At 68.1% G+C, this 17,856-nt stretch carries 13 protein-coding genes; 8 read left to right on the forward strand and 5 right to left on the reverse strand.

Translation table 11 applies throughout. The features are described from left to right. Positions 1–9: 9 nt before the first annotated feature. Together WD184_05395 and WD184_05400 are read right to left on the reverse strand one after the other, a co-directional pair. The gene (locus WD184_05395; protein ID MEX0826167.1) at positions 10–2,520 is read right to left on the reverse strand and encodes an SEC-C domain-containing protein; all 2,511 of its coding nucleotides are present in this window, start codon (positions 2,518–2,520) and stop codon (positions 10–12) included. A gap of 273 nt (positions 2,521–2,793) precedes the next feature. After that, positions 2,794–5,709, reverse strand: coding sequence for an adenylate/guanylate cyclase domain-containing protein (locus WD184_05400; GenBank protein MEX0826168.1), 2,916 nt, complete (start codon positions 5,707–5,709; stop codon positions 2,794–2,796). A gap of 101 nt (positions 5,710–5,810) precedes the next feature. On the opposite strand from WD184_05400, the gene WD184_05405 reads away from it, so the two are divergent. The 6 genes from WD184_05405 to WD184_05430 all read left to right on the forward strand — a co-directional run bounded on the left by WD184_05405 (position 5,811) and on the right by WD184_05430 (position 11,947). Continuing rightward, positions 5,811–6,578: an alpha/beta hydrolase gene (locus tag WD184_05405; protein ID MEX0826169.1), complete on the forward strand. Its 768-nt coding sequence runs from the start codon at positions 5,811–5,813 to the stop codon at positions 6,576–6,578. A 32-nt stretch (positions 6,579–6,610) separates the two neighbouring features. Further along, on the forward strand, positions 6,611–6,994 hold the full coding sequence (locus tag WD184_05410; GenBank protein MEX0826170.1) for a hypothetical protein: 384 nt from the start codon (positions 6,611–6,613) through the stop codon (positions 6,992–6,994). Positions 6,995–7,003: 9 nt separating this feature from the next. Continuing rightward, positions 7,004–7,255 (forward strand): type II toxin-antitoxin system RelE/ParE family toxin, encoded by a 252-nt coding sequence (locus WD184_05415; protein ID MEX0826171.1) that lies wholly within the window; start codon positions 7,004–7,006, stop codon positions 7,253–7,255. Beyond that, positions 7,252–7,563 carry a helix-turn-helix transcriptional regulator gene (locus tag WD184_05420; GenBank protein ID MEX0826172.1) on the forward strand — a complete coding sequence of 104 codons (312 nt, stop codon included), beginning with the start codon at positions 7,252–7,254 and terminating at the stop codon, positions 7,561–7,563. The genes WD184_05415 and WD184_05420 overlap by 4 nt, the downstream gene beginning before the upstream one ends. Positions 7,564–7,733: 170 nt before the next feature. Next, a complete protein-coding gene (locus WD184_05425) occupies positions 7,734–8,975 on the forward strand; it encodes an adenylate/guanylate cyclase domain-containing protein (protein ID MEX0826173.1) in 1,242 nt (413 codons plus the stop codon). A 125-nt stretch (positions 8,976–9,100) separates the two neighbouring features. Next, entirely contained in the window at positions 9,101–11,947 is a 2,847-nt protein-coding gene (locus WD184_05430) for an adenylate/guanylate cyclase domain-containing protein (GenBank protein ID MEX0826174.1), read from the forward strand. On the opposite strand, the gene WD184_05435 is transcribed toward WD184_05430, so the two are convergent. The 3 genes from WD184_05435 to WD184_05445 form a co-directional block, all read right to left on the reverse strand. Then, positions 11,936–12,484, reverse strand: coding sequence for a hypothetical protein (locus WD184_05435; protein MEX0826175.1), 549 nt, complete (start codon positions 12,482–12,484; stop codon positions 11,936–11,938). The genes WD184_05430 and WD184_05435 overlap by 12 nt on opposite strands. Positions 12,485–12,625: 141 nt before the next feature. Further along, on the reverse strand, positions 12,626–13,849 hold the full coding sequence (locus WD184_05440) for an adenylate/guanylate cyclase domain-containing protein (GenBank protein MEX0826176.1): 1,224 nt from the start codon (positions 13,847–13,849) through the stop codon (positions 12,626–12,628). Positions 13,850–13,911: 62 nt separating this feature from the next. Beyond that, positions 13,912–14,658: a lipase family protein gene (locus tag WD184_05445; protein MEX0826177.1), complete on the reverse strand. Its 747-nt coding sequence runs from the start codon at positions 14,656–14,658 to the stop codon at positions 13,912–13,914. A gap of 168 nt (positions 14,659–14,826) precedes the next feature. On the opposite strand from WD184_05445, the gene WD184_05450 reads away from it, so the two are divergent. Then, positions 14,827–16,878, forward strand: a complete 2,052-nt coding sequence (locus WD184_05450; GenBank protein MEX0826178.1) for a RecQ family ATP-dependent DNA helicase — start codon at positions 14,827–14,829, stop codon at positions 16,876–16,878. Then, complete coding sequence (locus WD184_05455; protein MEX0826179.1) at positions 16,875–17,813, forward strand: DNA-processing protein DprA; 939 nt, start codon at positions 16,875–16,877, stop codon at positions 17,811–17,813. The genes WD184_05450 and WD184_05455 overlap by 4 nt, the downstream gene beginning before the upstream one ends. Positions 17,814–17,856 lie beyond the last annotated feature (43 nt).

The following is a 17,856-nucleotide window of genomic DNA, read 5'->3' on the forward strand; positions in this document are numbered from 1 at the left end:
GGATCGGGCCTACTCGATCCCCAGGAGTGCCCGAAGCCGGGCCGGGTCGAAGGTCACGGCGTTCGTCGGCATGTCCGGCCAACGCTCCAGCGATCGCAGCAGGCGGAGCAGATCCTCGCGGCGGGTGGGGTCGTCGACGGCCTGACGCGGTGTGAGGCCCCCCAGGGCGGGGATGGACTCGTCGACCCAGGCCCGCTCCTTCTCCCGGATCCACTCCTCCAGATGGCGTCGCTCCTCCTCGGAGACCTCCTCGGCCGGCGTCTCGGGGAGCCCGTCCGACAGGTGGCTCAGGTGGGCGAAAGACCTCGCCGGCTCCCGTGACTCGGCGAGCACCTCGACCCCGGGGAGGCTCTCCAGCAACCGGGTCATCCGCTCCTCCGAATTGGTGCGGACCACCAGGTTGTCGCTGTGGCGGACCAGGGTGGCCCGGAGCAGCTCCTCGCCGTCGACCTCGACCGTCTCGACCCACCGATCAGGCCCTTCCACCCGGTAGGCATCGTCGAGGTACGCGGCGAGGGTCGGCCAGCTGTCGTCGTCGGGAACGGGCATCAACTCGGCCTCACAGAACACGAGGGGCTCACCCTCTCGATTGGCGAAGGAGGGCGGGTGGGACCACGACCCGTACCAGGCGGCGAGGGCGTCGGCGTCGGGAACCCGGTCGAGCAGGCGCAGCAGGGAGGCTCGCTGCCTGAGATCGATCTCCAGCACATTGCCGATCAGTTGCCGGGTGTCGCCAACCGTCACCACCCGTCCCAGGAGCAGGTCACCGGGGGAGCGTCCCTGGGATCCCAGGGCCTCGGCAATGTCCTCTCGGTCACCGGTCCGAGTGTCGCGTAGGGTCATGCCCTCACCGGGCGGGGCTTCGACCACCTCGTAGAGGGCCCGTCGCGACCGCGACCAGTCGCCCAGGGTGGCGCGGTCCTCGTCGGTGAGTAGCGGCCCCCTCACCTCCAGGTACTCCTCCAGGCCGCCCCCCTCGAAGATGAAGAGATCGAGGATGAACGGGTCGTCCATCATCTTGCCGAGGCCCTCGAACAACTCCTCGTCGTCCTCGGCCTCGGCGGCCGCCGACAACGCCAGTCCGAAGAGCCGTTTCCGGCGGTTCCCGGCGGTGGCGAAATCGATGACCCGGCGGGTGAGGAGGCCGATCCGCTCGGACGTGGTCAACTTGGGTTCGAGCAGGCAGCATGCCTTGAACTTGTTCCCCGACCCGCACGGGCAGGGATCGTTGCGTCGGGTGCCGCGACGCTCGATCAGCCGGGCGAGATACGCCAGGTCGGGGGAGTCCGCGGGAACCCCGCTGCGACGCAGCAGCCGGAGCGCCTCGATGTTGCGACCGCGGTCGAGGCGGTAGCGGGCCAGCTCCAGGGCCCCTGGGCCGTACCCGGGATCGTGGCCGACCGCCGCCTCGTGGTGTGCCTCGGCGGCGAGGGCGTCGTCGATGAACTCGGCATGGACCCCACGGAGGAATTCGGCGGCGGCGGCCCCAGACCCTCCCGCTTCGGCCAGGTAGGCGGCGAACTCGTCGAGACCGGCCGTGTCGTAGAAGTCGTCCTCCATGGCGTACACCGCGAGCGCCGGGGCCACGGTCCCGTGGGAGAGGGCTTTGAGCAGCGGGGCCCGGTCGGTCCGATCACCGTCGATCTCGAAGTCCGACCATGCTTCCCGGACTCGGGCGAAGGCCTGCCGGCAGCATGGCTCGAAGTCCATCCTCCGAAAGAGCGACTCGAATTGCTCCCTCTGGTGGACGACGAACTGGTCCTCGAAGTTGGTGCCGGCAGGTCCCACCAGTTCCCCGCGACGCTCCAGGCCGGCGAGAGGGAGGAGCTCGGTGATCGGGTGCACCGGGTTGCGAAACAGCGATAGCTCCTCGTCCGACATCATGGCCTCCATGAGAAGGATCGGGATGTCCACCCCCACCCCGTCGCGGTCCACGACGTCGGCGAAGGCCTGCTCGAGGGCATCGGACTCGTCGCCGTCGGTCGACCCTTCCACCCGCTCCACCCGGATGTGGTCGCCGACGCGGCGAAAACCGATCAGGTCCCCGGCGGCAAACCCCTCGAGCCATCCATCGGGCCCTGCGAGGGCGTACCCGTCCCCGCCCCGCTCCTCGCTGCCGAAACGCTTCTCAAGCAGCCCCCCGCCCTCGAGGGCAGGGTCGTTCTCGATCGCCCAGTCGACGACCATCAGATCGGGCACCGCGGCCACCTCGCCGCCATGGAGTTCCGCCTCGGTGAGGCGGTGGGTGAAGACGCTCCCGTCGAGGGCCACATCGATCCGGGCGACATACCGGTGACGAGTCGTCCAGATCCCCTCGGTGGAGTTGAGCAGGTCGTCGAGGATCGTTTCCGGGTCGGATTCGGTGAGGGCGGCGAGGTCGTCCAGGTCGTCGAAGTCGCCAACGAGGTCGAGCAACTCGTCGAAATGCATCGGGCCATGCCGGAGCTCATCCCAGGCGAGGCCGACGACGCGGCGCTCGAGATCATCGATGTCGTCCCGGGGCTCGTTGTCTGCGGTCATGGGGCGCGAACGGTACCCGGGCGTGGAGTTCCCGGGAAGGGGTGCCGGCCGGCGGCTTCTGCGTCTCCACGGCGGGCGGGGCGCGCCGGTCGCTCCAGATGCCCTCGAGATCGCCGCGCTGAGGCGAACCGACACGTCGCGGGTTGTCCGTGAGCAAGAAGTCGATCACCGCGACGGCGACCGGCTCCGAGGGTGATCTCCGCCGACACCCGGCACCTCGCCTCACCGATCGGGGTGACGGCTCGTGTCACCCGGATGGGGAAGGTCGACTCGCTATGGCTTCGGGTCGCTCGCTTCGTCGAGGAAAACCTGAGCGCCCAGAGCCTCGGCCACGTCCTTCATCCGGTGGCGGTCGGCCTCAGCGGCCTCCCGCTGGTCGACACTCGCATGAAGGCTTGCCCTGGTGCGCAGCAGGGCCGGAACCCACACGACTTCGCCGATCTCATCCGCCGCGGCGAGGGACCGATCGGCCGCGGCGATCCCCTCCTGGAATCGGCCGGCGTCGAGGCACACATCGGCATAGAGGAGGCCGTAGTACGTTTCGTTGGCCCGGGCGCCGGTGGCGTAGAAGGGAGGCAGCAGTTCCGCGAAGCGATCGGCGGCCGCGGCCGGGTTGCCCTCCTTGGCGTCGACCCAAGCGCCGATCAGCGCCGCCATCGCCGAGAAGTACTTGAACTCGAAGGTGGCCGCAAGGTCCTTGGCCTCGGCGACGTGGCGCCCCGCGGTGGCGACGTCGTCCATCAGCTGGGCGAGCATGGCGAGCCCCAGGTGCGAATAGGTGTTGGAGAAGGGATGGTCCAGAGTGGATGTCCGGTGGGTGGCGGCGGAGGCGGCCTCGAGTGCACCAGCCGTGTCGCCGAGGAGCCACCGCAGCCAGCCGAGGTAGGCGAGCCCGACCGAGACCGGGTCCTGGCCGTATCGGTTGATGTGCTCGGCGTCATCGACCCACCGCGCGGTCTGTAGTAGCTCGTCGAGGTGCAACCGGGCTTCGTGTAGATCTCCTCTCCAGAACCGGGTGGTGCCGGCGGCGAGGTGAGCCTCCAGCATCATGTCGACGTCGCCGAAGCGCTGGGCCATCCGCATCAGGTCGTCGGCGAGTTCCAGACCCTCGGCCAGCCGGGCCCGCAGCAAGAAGAAACGGAAGAGCCCGAACACCACGGGGAAGTGCTCGCGCACGTCGGGGGTCTTCCGGGCGAGTTCCCGGGCCGCCGTGTAGGTGGCTTCCACCCGGTCCGACCCGGGGCCCTCCAGGGCCATCAGGGCCGCGCCGCGGGCGGTGCGAAGCCTGAGTTCCCACTCCAGCCGCTTCTCGGCGTCGGCGACCCCGTCGAGGCTGTCGATCGCCAGATCGAGGGTGCCGAGGGCGTAGTTGTTGGCGGAACGCTGGATGCTCCGCTGCGCGACGGTGTGCCAGTGCCCCAGCGCCTCGAGGATTTCCCCGGCGGCAGCGAGGTGATGGGCCAGGCCGGGCAGCTGGCCTCCGGCGGCCTCGATCTCCCGGGCCACCCGGCCGTGGATCTCTCGCCGGGTCTTGAGGAGGAGCGTCCCGTAGGCGACCTCCCGCGTGAGGGCATGCCTGAACACGTACTCGTCGGGATCGTCGCCAGGGGAGATGAACTCGGAGGCGACCAACTCCTCCAGCTCGCGGTCCAGGCTGGCGGAACCGGCGACCGTCTCCAGGATCGGCGCGGTGAACCGGGGGCCAATGACGCTGGCGGTCTGCAACATCATTCGGGCGGTATCGGGGAGGCGATCGATCCGAGCCGCGATGAACTCCTGCACCGAGGCAGGCACGACGTGGGCTGCTGCCGGGCCGGCAACGCCTCCCGGAGCCACCTGCTGGGCTCGCACGAGCTCCTCAACGAAGAAGGCATTCCCGCTGGCCCGTTGGACGATCGCCGCTTCCTCATCGCCTGTCACCGCGCCGGAGGCGAGGGAGCGCACCAGGGCGCGGGTTGCCTCCTCCGTCAGCGGCTGCAGAGTCAGCCGCTGCACGCGCGAGTGACCGATCCAGGGCGGTGCGAATCCGGGCCGCGCCAGCAGGAGGATCAGCGTTCCCGAGCGCTCCTCCAGGAGGGCGCCGATCAGCTCGGCCGAGGTGGCGTCGGCCCACTGGGCGTCGTCGACGACCGCCACTGTCTTCGCATCGGTCTCGCCCAGGGCCCGGGCCATGACGGTGCTCCAGCGGGCCTTCTTCGACGGAGGGGGAAGCGCGCGATACCTCGCGTCGCCGGGATCGAGTTCGAACAGGTCGCGCAGGGCGGGTCTGTTGAGGCCCTGCTGCGAGGCGATTCCGTCGAGCGCGTTGCCGAGATCGGGCGACAAGCGATCGAGGTGCCACAGGTCAGCCAGCAGGTCGACGATGGGATCCAACGGCCCCGCGGTCACCGGCTCGCACGAAGTGGTCGCCACCCTTATGCCTTGGTCGAGTCCGTCCAGGAAGTCCGTGGCGAGTCGGGTCTTGCCGATACCGGGCGGACCCTCGACGATCATCACTCGTGTCTCGCCGGTCCCGGCCGAGCGGAGGGCATCCCTCATCGCCTCCAGATCGGCGTCGCGGCCGACCAGGGGCCCGGCGGTATAGGCACGGCGACCACCGAGGAAGCGAACCGGCTCGAACAGAGGGAGTTCGTGGCGCTTGCCCTTGAGCGGATGGACTCCCCGGGGCACATACTCGAATCTGCCCTTGGTACGTTGGTAGACGTTCGGGCCCACCAGGATCTGATCCGGTCCGGCGGCCCCCTGAATGCGCGCCGCGACGTTCACAGAGTCGCCGATCACCGTGTAGTCCATTCGGGTGGCCGATCCCAGGTAACCGGCCACGACGAGTCCCGTCTCCACCCCGACATGGACCCGGATGCGCTCGAGCGTGTCCCCGGCCAGGTCGCCGTCCAGCGCCCTTACCCGGTCGACGATCTCGAGGGCGGCGCGCACTGCGCGCTCGGGGTCGTCCTCGGTGGCGCGGGGGGCGCCGAAGAGCACCATGACGGCGTCGCCCAGAAACTTGTCGACGTATCCCCCAAATTTCTCGACCGCGCTCGCCACGGTGTCGAAATAGCGGTTGATCACCTCGGTGACCTCCTCCGGATCACGCCGTTCGACCATCGCGGTGAACCCGCTCAGGTCGACGAACAGCACAGTGACGACCCGCCGCTCGTCCGGGTACTTCCGATCGATGCCGTTCCTCATCTGAGTCACCTCGGTGCGGGGGACGATACCCTCCGGGTGTCGGCGTCGGTCCTCGAGGGGCAGGCCTTTGAGAAACCTGGCGTCGGTAGAGGTGAAGCGACATGGACCTAGCCGTCAGGGATGGGGCGCGGTTGGCATTTGAGGATCGTCCCGGTGGGCCCGGCACCCCGGTCCTGTTCCTCCACGGTGCGATGAGCAGCCGGGCCACCTTTTCCCCGCAGATGGAACACTTCGGCGGGCGTCGGCGGATCGCCCTCGACCTCCGCGGCCACGGCCAGAGCGAGGTGACCGAGCACGGTTACGACGTCCCCGCGCTGGCACGGGATGCGGCCGACCTATGCGACCACCTCGAACTGGAGTCCGTCGTCCTCATCGGACACAGCCTCGGCGGTGCCGCCGCCCTCCAGTTGGCCGCCGATGATGCTGCCAGGGTGGTCGGACTGGCGATCCTCGATTCCCCGATCATGATCCCGCCGGACTTCCGTGCCGGTGTCGAGCAACTCGCCGCCGCGGCCCGATCACCCATGTACGACGAAGCTATCAACGGGTTCCTGGGCCAGTTCGCCGGCATCGACGAGGCGGTGCGGCGACAGGTCTTCGCCGACCTCGCCAACACCCCTCAGGAGGTGGTCGCCTCCTGCCTCGAGAGCACGGTCGCGTTCGACAGCGAGGGGGCGGCGACAGAATGTCGGATGCCGATCCTGTATGTGAGCTCGGGGCCGTGGTTCGCCGACGTCGGCCGCTTCCGGGATCTGTGCCCGCAGCTGGTGACCGCGCAGACCATGGGCTCGGGCCACTACCACCACCTCGAGGTGCCCCGCCAGGTCAATGCCCTGCTCGACCGGTTCCTCGAGATCAACGGCCTCTAAGGTTGTCCCCGATGCACCGGGAGGGAGGGACCATGGCCGAGCCGTTGGTTTTCATCAGCACCTGGAGGATCGCCGAGGGGAGGGTGGCCGACCTCGAGGCCTATTACCGGCGGGTGGTCGAGATCGTCGAAGCCAAGGAGCCTCAGATTATCGCCTTCCACGGCTTCCTCGATGAGGATGGCACCGAGTTCACCAGCATTCAGGTGCATCCCGACGCCGACTCCATGGAGTTCCACATGACGGTGCTGCGGGAAAATTGGGAGGAGTCATTCGCCCAGTTCGGCGAGTGGGCGGAGAGCACCGGGGTGCAGTACCTGGGGACTCCCCCGGAGAGCGCCCGGGTCATGGACCGCCAGCTGAACTCTCCGGTGACGGTCAAGCCGCGCCATCTCGGCGGGTTCACCCGGGGCGGGTGAACCGGGGGGCTGCAGGAGCACGGACCGAACCTCGGTCGGCCGATTGTCGACCGGATCGAGGGTTCGAGAATTCACAACCTGAAGGAGCTGAGGGTCAAATCAGATGGCGAACTGCGGATCCTCCTCGTATTCGACCCCTGGCGGACCGCCGTGCTCTTGCTCGGCGGGGATAAGACGGGCCAGTGGAAGGAGTGGTACCCCGCAGCCATCTCGCAGGCCGAACAGCTTTACGCCGATTACCTGGAGGGATTGAGCCGATGAAGACGTGGGACGAGCTGACCAGTGACCGTCGTGCCGCTACCGGCTATCGGGAGCGGGTCGACGCCGAGAAGCGCAAGGCGCTCGGCGAGCTGCATGAGTTCAACCTCGCCGAGCTGCGGCGCATCCTCGAGTTCACCCAGGAGGAGCTCGCCGGGCGTATGGGGTCCGATCAGTCGCGGATCTCGCGAGTCGAGAACGAGGCCGACATGCGACTGTCCACCCTCCGGGCCTATGTCGAGGCCCTCGGCGGACAGATCAGGATCCTCGCCGAGATCCCCGGCCAGGAGGCATTCCCGCTCTCGGTGTGATGCCCTGACCTATCGCGATTTCCAGGCCGCTGCCGACCAGGCGACGGTGCGGGTGGCGAGGCGGGTCGTGACGCTGATCTTGGGACAAGCAACTCGAGGCGCGGATGATGGCCGACCAACTACGCGCCGAGTCGGTACCGTGGCTGTCAACAGCGTCGGGAGGCTTTACGGTGCGACCTGACACCCAGGAGTTCGAAGACCAGCCGGACGAGACCCGTCCGCAGCCGGCCGAACTGAAGGGGACGCCGATCCATGACACGCTGCGTCGGATCGTCGTCTGGTTCCGGCTGCTCGCTCTGGTGTGGATGTCGGCATTGGTCCTTGCCACGCTGCTCACCGACTCGGGAGCCTCCAAGCCGTGGGTGATCGCCGCCGAGGCGGCCGCGGTCGCAATCACCATCGGCGCCTTCGTCCTCTCCCGGCTGCGGCGACTCGACGCCTGGTGGTGGGTGCTGATCGATGGGGCCGCCACCGTGTTCATCATCATCGCTCCCGGCCTGGCGGATGCGGGCAACTACTTCTACGGGGGGATGGGGCTGTCGTGGCTGCTGATCGTCGTGTGGGCGTATCCGACCCTGCTGGCGGGGGCGGTGTCGATCGTCACCCTGGTGGCGGCCCAGATGGTGGGCGGCGCCGTGGGGATTCGTGAGATCGCGGCTACCGATCTCGTCGGGGACATCGCGGTATGGATCGTCTCGGGCATCGTCTACGGATGGGCTCTGTGGGCCCTTCGCAACACCGATGTCGGCCGCGAGCGGGCCGAGGCCAAGATGATCGAGGCCAACGCCCGCACCGAGCGCCTGCTACTCAACATCCTCCCCGCGCCGATCGCCGAGCAACTGAAGGCGGGGGTGTCGCCGATCGCCGATCGTCTCGACCGGGTCACCATTCTGTTCGCCGACGTCGTCGAGTCGACGCCGCTGGCGGAGGCGCTCGATCCCGACGATTTCGTCAACCTGCTCGATCGGGTCTTCACCCACTTCGACGAGCTGGTGGATCGCCACGGGCTGGAGAAGATCGGGTCGATCGGCGATGGCTACATGGCGGTGGCCGGCGCGCCGCTTCCCCGGCCCGACCATGCCCAGGTGGCAGCAGACCTGGCGCTGGCGATGCTCGGCTCGCTCGAATCGTTCAGCGAGAACGGCGGGCGGCCGGTGCGGATGCGCTTCGGGCTCCACACCGGGCCGGTCGTCGCCGGCGTCATCGGCCGGAGGAAGTTTCGCTACGACCTCTTCGGCGACGCCGTCAACACCGCGAGTCGGATGGAGTCACACGGCGTCGCCGACCGGATCCAGGCGAGCACCGCCACCCGCCAGGCACTCGGCGACTCCTACCGCTTCGAACTTCGGGGGACGATCGAGGTCAAGGGCAAGGGCGAGATGGAGACCTTCTTCCTCCTTGGCCGTGCGTGATTGTCGGGGTCTTCTCGGATGAAGCCGAGTCAGCCGCCAGCCCGCAGAACTACACGTGTCCGGCTGGCCGGTAGAGGCGACCAACCCTCACGGCACCCCCGGATGCCCATCACTATCTTGTCTTTGTGCCCCTGCCCGGCGGCGTCGTCACCTTCGTCTTCTCCGACATCGAGGGGAGCACGCGGCTGTGGGAGTCCGAGCCCGAGGCGATGCGCCAGTCGCTCGCCCGCCACGACGACCTCGTCTCGGCGATGGTCGAGGAGGCCGGCGGCGCCATCTTCAAGCACACCGGGGACGGCTTCGGGGCCGCTTTCGCCTCGGTGTCGGCGGCGCTCGAGTCTGCCGCCCGGGTCGCTGCGGCCGTCGCCGAGGAGGCCTGGCCCGGGCCGTCGCTGAGCGTTCGCCTCGGGGTGCACACCGGAGAGGCCGAGCCCCGCGGCGGTGACTACTTCGGGCCTACGGTCACCCGGGCGGCCCGGGTCACCGACGCGGCCAATGGCGGCCAGATCCTGGTGGCGGAGTCGTCCCACCAGCTGGTGAGAGGCGTCGCCCCCAACGGGACCGCCTTCGTCCACGCCGGAGAGCATCGCCTCAAGGATCTCGGCGAGCCGATCGGCCTGTACCGCCTGGTCGGGCCGGGCGCCGGCGACGAGCGGCAGTTGCGGACCCTCGAGCAGGCCCCGCACAATTTTCCGGTCCAGCTGAGCTCCTTCATTGGCCGGGAGGCGGAGATCAAGGAGCTCGCCGACCTGGTCCGGACCTCCCGGCTGGTCACCCTGACCGGCATCGGCGGCGTCGGCAAGACTCGCCTGTCGCTCCAGGTGGCCGCCGAGATACTGTCCGACTTCGACCACGGCGCCTGGTTCGTCGAGCTGGCGCCCCTGGCCGAGCCGGGGCTCCTCCCCGACACCGTCGCCGAGGAGCTCGGGGTCCCGCAGGACAGCACCCTGACCGCCGAGACCCGGACCCTGCGCTACTTGGCCAAGCGCAGTGCCTTGCTCGTGATCGACAACTGTGAGCACCTCATCGACGACGTGGCCGGCTTCGTCGACCGCCTGCTCCGGTCGTGCCCGGACGTGCACGTCCTGGCCACCAGCCGCGAGGGGCTCGCCGTCACCGGCGAAGTGCTGTGGAAGGTGCCGTCGCTGCGCGTCGACGACGACGCCGCGGCGGTCGTGCTCTTCGCCGAGCGGGCCCGGTTGGTCCGCCCCGACTTCACCGTGACCGACGACAACCGGGAGCTCGTCGCCAGGCTGTGCGTCCGCCTCGACGGGATCCCGCTCGCCATCGAGCTTGCCACGGCCCGCCTCCCGATACTGACGCTCGAGCAGATCGCCGAGCATCTCGCCGACCGCTTCCGCCTGCTCACCGGGGGGAGCCGCACCGCCGTCGAGCGGCAGCGCACCCTGCGGGCGATGATGGACTGGAGCTACGGCCTGCTCGGCGAGAAGGAGCAGACGCTGCTGCGCCGCCTGTCGGTGTTTTCCGACGGGTTCACCTTCGCCGCAGCCGAGGACGTGTGCTCGGACGAGGCGGTCCCGCGGTTGGAGGTCCTCGACCTGCTCCAGCGGCTGGTGGAGGCGTCGATGGTCACCTTCGAGTCCGATCTCCGGCCCCGGTACCGGTTGCTGGAGACGGTGCGCCAATACTCGCTGGACAAGCTCCTGGAAGCCGGCGACTCCGACCGCGTGAGGCTTCGCCACGCCGAGTACTTCAAGACGACGGCGGGGACGCTCCGCGACCGGCTCGAACGCGGCGACGAGGCGGCGGCGATGGAGGACGGGCAAGCCGACCTGGGCAATTTCCGGTCCGCCATGATCTGGGCGGCAGAGGCGGGCCACGGCGAGACGCTACTCGGGTTGGCGGTCGGCCTCAGACCGTACTTCTGGAACCGGGTGATGTACCGGGAGTCGGTCCGATGGTTGACCACCGCGATCGACATGACCGGCGACAACCCCTCGACGCCATTCCACGAGGCGGTGGCGTTCGCCCTCACCGACGCCGGGAACAGCGCCGACGCCGACACGATCGAGAGGTACCGGCCGCTGGCGGAGCGGCTCTACGAATCGGCCGAGGACGACCTGTCCAAGGGATCACTGGCCAATGCGCTCGGCGCGTTGAGCATCGGCATTGATGCCCGTCGCGCCGACGAGCTGTTCCGGTCCGCCCATCAGACGCTGCGTCGCGCGGGGAGCCCCCGTTGGACCGGACCGCTGCAGAACCGCTTCATCACCGCCTGGTTCTTGAACAGCCGGGAGTCCGAGGAGGAGGTCCTCGGATTGGTCGAGGAGGCGGTCGCCGAGGGCCTGGCGATCCACCAGGCCGTGGTCGAGACAACCTTTCTGGCCCTCGCCGAGGAGTATGAGGCCGTGATCGACAAGGTGGAGCGTGACCGCCCCAAGGACGACTGGGAGAAGGTGATGCTGCTCCTGTTCCAGGTGGTAGCCGAGCGGGCCCTGGGGCGTCTCGACGACGCTCTCGAGACCGTCGAGCGAGCCGCCACCATCCTCGGGCCCAACTCGCCGGGCACCACCGAGTGGCACGAGAGCATGATCCTCATCCAGCAGGGCGACCTCGATGGAGCCATCGCCGCCTTCGACACGCCGTACAAACACGACTACGCGGATGCCTTCTCGCGATTGACCGCCTCGGCGTTCTGGGCGATGGTGTCCGAGCATCGCGGGGACCACGAGACCGCCGCTCTGCTTTGGGGCTTCAGGGACCGGGTCGCCGAGGCGTCCTCCCTCCACTTCCAGCGTTTCGAGGAGGAGTTCCAGGAGGAATCTCGCACACGGTCATCCGACGCCATGGGAGCAGAGCGCTTCGCCGAGCTGGTCGCTCGGGGCGGGGAGACGCCATGGGAAGACCTGCCGCTGGTGCGTGGGGAACGCGCCGCCAGGGGAGCCTCGGAGACTCGACGTCCGGAGCCTGGCGGCACCGCGGCCAGTCGCGACGGCCCCTTACCCTTCTGAGCACTCCTGCGCGGTGGACAGCGCCACGTTGGCGGCCATGATGAGCAGGAAGCCCTCGTCGACCGTGGCGACAGCCGCGGCGAGGGCGGCGTCGTCTCCCGCCCGGGCGGCGTCGGAGGCCGCGGCGTATCCCTCCTCATCCATCTCCATGGCCTGGAGCATCATGCCCACCGCCTCGTCGAATCCGGGAAGCGGTGTCCCGAGCGCCTCTATCTGGTCGGCCAGGCTCCCGATCGCGGCCGAGACCGTGAGCAACGCATCCGCCGCTTCGTCTCCCTGCCTCCCCAATACGGCCGCGGCGTCAAACGTCTGGTAGAGCAGGCTCTGGGCGATGCCGCCCATGGCGTCGCCATAGGAATGGCAGTCCAGCGCAACGGTCGTGGTGGTCGGAGGCGTGGTCGTGGTGGTCGTGGTGGCGGGCAGGGTGGTCGTCGTCGGAGCCGTCGTCGGAGTCGTTGTCGAGGGTGCGGCGTCACCCCCGCACGCGGCGACCAGCAGGAGAACCACTGCGCCCGCAACCCGTGCGGTATATGCCACGACGCCTCCAAGTCTCGGTGTTGCCGTTTTCAGCAACATGGTATCGCGACGCGTTCTGGGCTTCTCATGACTTACCTCTTAGTGCGATGGGTGCGGCGAGCACCCGGTCGGAGATCTGGATTGGGTCGCTGCCTCAGAGGTTCATGGCGTGGGATTGAGGGCTCCGCTTTGCTCCTGGATCGCCTTTACCGATCCGTCCGTTACGCGTAGCCAGACGCTGCACTGTTCTCCAGGGCACTGGATCGATCCATCATCGAGGGGCCAGTCGGCAAACGCTGCTCGGAGGTGATGGCCATCGCGATGCAGGTAGTCGACAACCGCCTGGGTCGAGATCGTCACGGTGAAAAGAAGGCGACTCGTGTTTCGCACGTACACGCCGTCCACCGCATTGAGCCCGTCGAAGGCGGCCTCCGCGACGGCGGGGGAACCCTCGTAGAAGCACGCCATGTCGAAGACCAATCGACTGGGGGCTTCGACGGCGTCGACCACGTATCCGAACCAGACACCATCCGGTAGGTAATCGTCGACACCTGGCACACAACCCGATCCACCGGCAGGGTGGCCCGCACCGTTCGAGGGGAGTCGCTGCCCGGGGTCCGGTGCCGGAGCGTCCAGCAGAATGGCCACCACCGTCGTGGTGGCTGGCATCGTCGTAGTCGGAGGAGTCGTGGTCGGGAAGAGCTTGCCCTCTTCCTTCGAGGTCGTGCTGGGCGGACTCTCGCGGCCGACATTGGCGACGACGATGGCGGCGGTCGCGGCGGCGATGGCGACCATCATCACCGTGGCGGCGATCCATATCCCGGTGCGACGGCGGACAGGCCAGCGCCGTCGCTGCTTGGGCCCGAACTCGACCGCGAATACCGTTTCGGATCGGGCCACGCCCTTGAGCTGCCGCTGGCCGCGGTCAACCAGTCTGATGCCCTCCTCGAGGTGATGGCGCAGCAGGTCGGCGGTCGTGTGGGATGCCAGCACCTCGCCGCTCTTCGCCGCCGACATGAGCCGCGAGGCCCGGTTGACCGGTGGTCCGAAGTAGTCGCCGCCGCGCTCGTCGGCGATCCCTGTGTCGAGTGCCATTCGGACGCGGAGCACTCCCAGGCCAGGCCAGACGCGCTCGAGTGACTGTTGGATCTCGACTGCGGCGTCGGCTGCGCTCATCGGGTCGGAAAAGGCGGCGGCAAACGAATCACCGGCGGTGGAGAAGACGTAACCCCCGTGGCTCTCGATTGCGTGACGCACCGTCTCGTCGTGCCACGCGAGGGCCCCCTTCATCTCCTGCGGATTCCGCTCCCAGAGGCGGGTGCTCCCCTCGAGATCGGTCAGAAGGAAAGTGAGCGTGCCACTTGGGGGACTTGCGGATTTCTCCACCGGTTGAAGAACCCTACACAAAGCGTTGCGCCGGTGCCCGGGTCAGGAGGGACGGCGATCGCCTAGTTCGGGAGGCCTCCGATCCTTCCCCGGTACGCCCCGATGTCGTGAAGGGAGAGGGCGGCGACCTCCTTGATCCTTCCCCAATGGGTCAACCGGAAGGTGACGTCATCGAGGGCGACGCGCCAGGCGTTGGTCCCGAGGTGGGCGGCGCCGCCGCGGTCGAAGTAGACCCGTGACCCGACGTGGCGGTAGCCCTGGAGCAGCAGGGGCACCCGGGTGACCAGATCGACGTGATTGATCGCCCGGTAGGTTCGGTCCTCGAGCCTTTCCGCGAAGGCGCGGCTGAAGTCGCGGTGACCCACCCGGGGTTGCCCGTAGGTGTAGACGGCGGCGACCGGGTGGCCGGCCCGGTCGGCGCGGAAGGAGCCCAGGGTGGCGAGGGCGCCGCCGAGGCTGTGCCCGGTGAACACCACCGGCTTCCCGGACCCGGCTATCGCATCGAGGATCCCCTGCCACACCTCCTCGACGCCGGTGCCGAAACCGGAGTGGATGCGGCCGAACTCGCTGGCTGTCGGCTTGAACTGGGCGTTGCGGCTCCAGTCGATCGGGTTCGCCTCGGTGCCACGGAATGCGACGTACAGGTGATCGGCATCGGAGGCGGTGAACGCCTGGGTGGACTGCGCCGAGAACCACTGGAACCCGGTCAGGCCGAGGGACTCCGTGGCGGCCTGCGCTCCCAGGCGGTTGAGATATGCCGCCGCCGACAGCTCGACGGTGAGGGTGGCGAGTCTCCTGTCGAAAGGCACCGGGCCTCCTCGGGGTGAAACTCCGCGACTCTACTCCGTGGAAGGTCCTGGGATGAGGTGGGTGGAAGCGGGTGTTGGATCTCCTCAAGGTGCAGATCGGGTCCGGTCCATTTCTGTCCGACGGCATCCGTAGCCTGTTATTAGTTGCCATCCCCAGGAGGGCTGAACTTGGACACGACTCATGAACGCGCACTGGACTTGCTGCGAGCGATCACCGTCGACGATGCGGAGTTCCGGCCGGGGCAGTGGGAGGCGATCGAGGCGGTGGTCGTCCACCGCCGTCGCGTTCTCGTCGTCCAGCGAACCGGGTGGGGCAAGTCGGCGGTGTACTTCATCGCCACTGCACTCCTCCGTGAGGCTGGGATGGGCCCCACGGTCGTGGTCTCCCCGCTGCTGGCACTCATGCGCAATCAGATCGAGATGGCCGAACGCCTCGGGATCAACGCGAGGACGGTCAACTGGACGAATCGTGGCGACTGGGATCAGGTATTCGCCGAAATCGCACGCGGGGAGATCGACGTCCTCTTCATCTCCCCGGAGCGCCTCAACAACCCCGAGTTTCGAACGAGCGTGCTCCCTGATCTGCTGCGAGCGCTGGGGCTCCTGGTAGTGGACGAGGTGCACTGCATTTCGGATTGGGGTCACGACTTTCGGCCCGACTACCGGCGGCTCTCGCGGATCGTCGACCTGCTTCCGCCAGGCGTGGCCATCCTGGGGACCACCGCCACGGCCAACGATCGGGTGATTCGCGACGTCGAGGAACAGCTCGGTGACGACCTCATTCTGGTGCGCGGACCGTTGGATCGGCCGAGCTTGAGACTCCAGGTCATGGCGATGGCCTCGCGTGCCGAGCGGCTGGCGTGGCTGGCAGAAATCCTGCCCAGCCTCGAAGGGTCCGGCATCGTGTACGCGCTGACTGTCAAGGATGTGCGTCGGGTCGCCGATTGGCTCCGGGACCGGGGGGTCGATGCCGCGGCGTACACCGGCAAGACCGACCCCGAGGAGCGGCTCGAGATCGAGCGTCGGCTGACCGGCGGTGGCTTGAAGGTTGTCGTCGCCACCTCGGCCCTGGGTATGGGCTACGACAACCCGCACATCCACTTCGTGATCCATTTCCAGTCGCCGGGTTCCCCGGTCGCCTACTACCAACAGGTAGGGCGCGCCGGTCGCGCCACGGAGTCATCGGTTGGGGTGCTCCTGACCGGCGCAGAGGATGGCGACATCCAGGACTTCTTCATCCGAACGGCGTTTCCGACGGAGCCCCACGTCGAGGCGATCCTCTCCGCCCTCGACTCCGCCGACGGAATGACGACCCGCCAGCTGGAGACCATCAACCTTCCTTTCGGACGGCTCGAGGCCGCTCTCAGGGTCCTTGAAGTGGAGGGCGCGGTCTACCGGGATGGGGCCAGGTGGTACCGCTCAGCGGAGCGCTACCAGTATCCCGTCGAGCGCGTCGCTGGCGTGATGGAGCAGCGACGCAGCGAGCAGGCCACGATGCGCCGGATCATCGAGTCGGACGACTGCATCATGCATCAGCTTCGGTTGAGCCTCGACGACCACACCAGTTCGCCCTGTGGCCGATGCGCCAATTGCGTAGGGGACGTTCTCCCACGTGAGGTCGCCGAGGAGACGGTGCGCGCCGCCGTCGATTTCATCCGGTCCGAGGCGGCGATCATCGAGCCGCGCAAGAGGTGGCCCCATCCGGTCGATGGCACCTTCGTCATCCAGCACCCGCTCGAGGAAGGTCGCGCGCTCACCCGCTGGGGGGACCCCGGGTTGGCGCTACTCGTCGAAAGGGGGAAGTACCGGGACGGCGGGTTCTCCGTGGAACTCGTCGATGCCGCCGCAGACCTGGTCACTCGGTGGGCCCCCGACCCTGCGCCCACGTGGGTTACCTCGGTGCCGACCCTGGGAGGCGACGATCTCGTGGGAGACTTCTCCCGGTTGCTTGCCGAACGCATCGGCATGGTCTACCAACCGGTGGTTCGCAAGGTCCGGCGCAATCGGCCGCAGAAAGAAATGCAAAACTCCACCCAGCAACTTGGCAATGTGTCAGAGGTGTTCGAGGTAGGCCCCTGTCCCTCCGGTCCGGTGCTTCTCGTCGACGATATGGTGGATTCGCTGTGGACGATGACGACGATCGGAGGGTTGCTCCGGGGGGCAGGCTCGGGGCCCGTGTACCCTCTGGCCCTCGCGGACACATCCCGAGGTGACGAGTGAAGCTGTCGAACGACGCCAAGGCGGTGCTCGTCCTCACCACCCGGCTCGGCGACTCCCGGCGACCATCCCTCGCCCCCGGTCAGTGGCACTCCCTCTCCCGAGCCCTGGGTGACGCCGGCTTGACGCCCGGCAACGTGTTCGACTCCGAGGCCCTTGGAAGCGCCGGCCTCGACCCGGAGAAGCGGGAGAGGATCGATGCGCTCGTCGGGGATGCCGCCACTGTAGTCGTCGAGCTGGAGTCCTTGACATCCAAGGGAATCTGGACGGTGACGATTGCCGACGACGACTACCCAGCGGCTCTTCGGCGACTTGACCACCGAGCTCCACCAGTGCTGTTCGGGGTGGGGGAGCGGTCCTTGCTCGACAGCGGCGGCGTCGGCGTGGTCGGCTCCCGTGACGTGTCCGAAGAAGGAGTTGCGGTTGCCCGAGAGATCGCGGCCGCCGCCGCCGGTCGGGGTCTGCCTGTCGTTTCGGGCGGGGCCAGGGGAGTGGACCAACAGTCGATGACCGCCGCCTACGAAGCCGGCGGGTCGGTCGTCGGTGTTCTGGCCGACAGTTTGCTGCAGAGGATCCGAAGTGCCGATGTGCGCGCCTCTCTCGACACCGGGGCGACTTGCCTGATCACAGCGCAGCATCCCAACACTGGGTTCTCGCCCGCGGCGGCGATGGCGCGCAACAAGCTGGTCTACTCCCTCGCCGATGTCACCGTGGTCGTCGCCTCCGAGGCCAAGGGAGGAACGTGGGAAGGCGCGACGGAGGCGCTGACCCAGAGGATTGGAAGGGTCGCGGTATGGCGGGGCCAGGGGCAAGGATCTGCGAACGACCAGTTGATCGAGGCCGGAGCACGTCCGATCGAGTCGGTCGACCAGCTGTGGGAACTGCTTGCCGAGGCTGAGGCGCCAATGCCACAGCAGATGACGATCGAACTGGGCTAACACGGTCCGCCGGCCTCGCGACGGGATCGCCAGCGCCACTGGT

The sequence above is a fragment of the Acidimicrobiia bacterium genome (assembly GCA_040878325.1).
Classification (GTDB): Bacteria; Actinomycetota; Acidimicrobiia; order Spongiisociales; family UBA11373; genus JAUYIV01.

What these genes read in the sequence shown, in the direction of transcription:
- WD184_05395 (MEX0826167.1), bottom strand. Translation starts at nt 2,520, where the DNA reads ATGACCGCAGACAACGAGCCCCGGGACGACATCGATGATCTCGAGCGC.
- WD184_05400 (MEX0826168.1), bottom strand. Translation starts at nt 5,709, where the DNA reads ATGAGGAACGGCATCGATCGGAAGTACCCGGACGAGCGGCGGGTCGTC.
- WD184_05405 (MEX0826169.1), top strand. Translation starts at nt 5,811, where the DNA reads ATGGACCTAGCCGTCAGGGATGGGGCGCGGTTGGCATTTGAGGATCGT.
- WD184_05410 (MEX0826170.1), top strand. Translation starts at nt 6,611, where the DNA reads ATGGCCGAGCCGTTGGTTTTCATCAGCACCTGGAGGATCGCCGAGGGG.
- WD184_05420 (MEX0826172.1), top strand. Translation starts at nt 7,252, where the DNA reads ATGAAGACGTGGGACGAGCTGACCAGTGACCGTCGTGCCGCTACCGGC.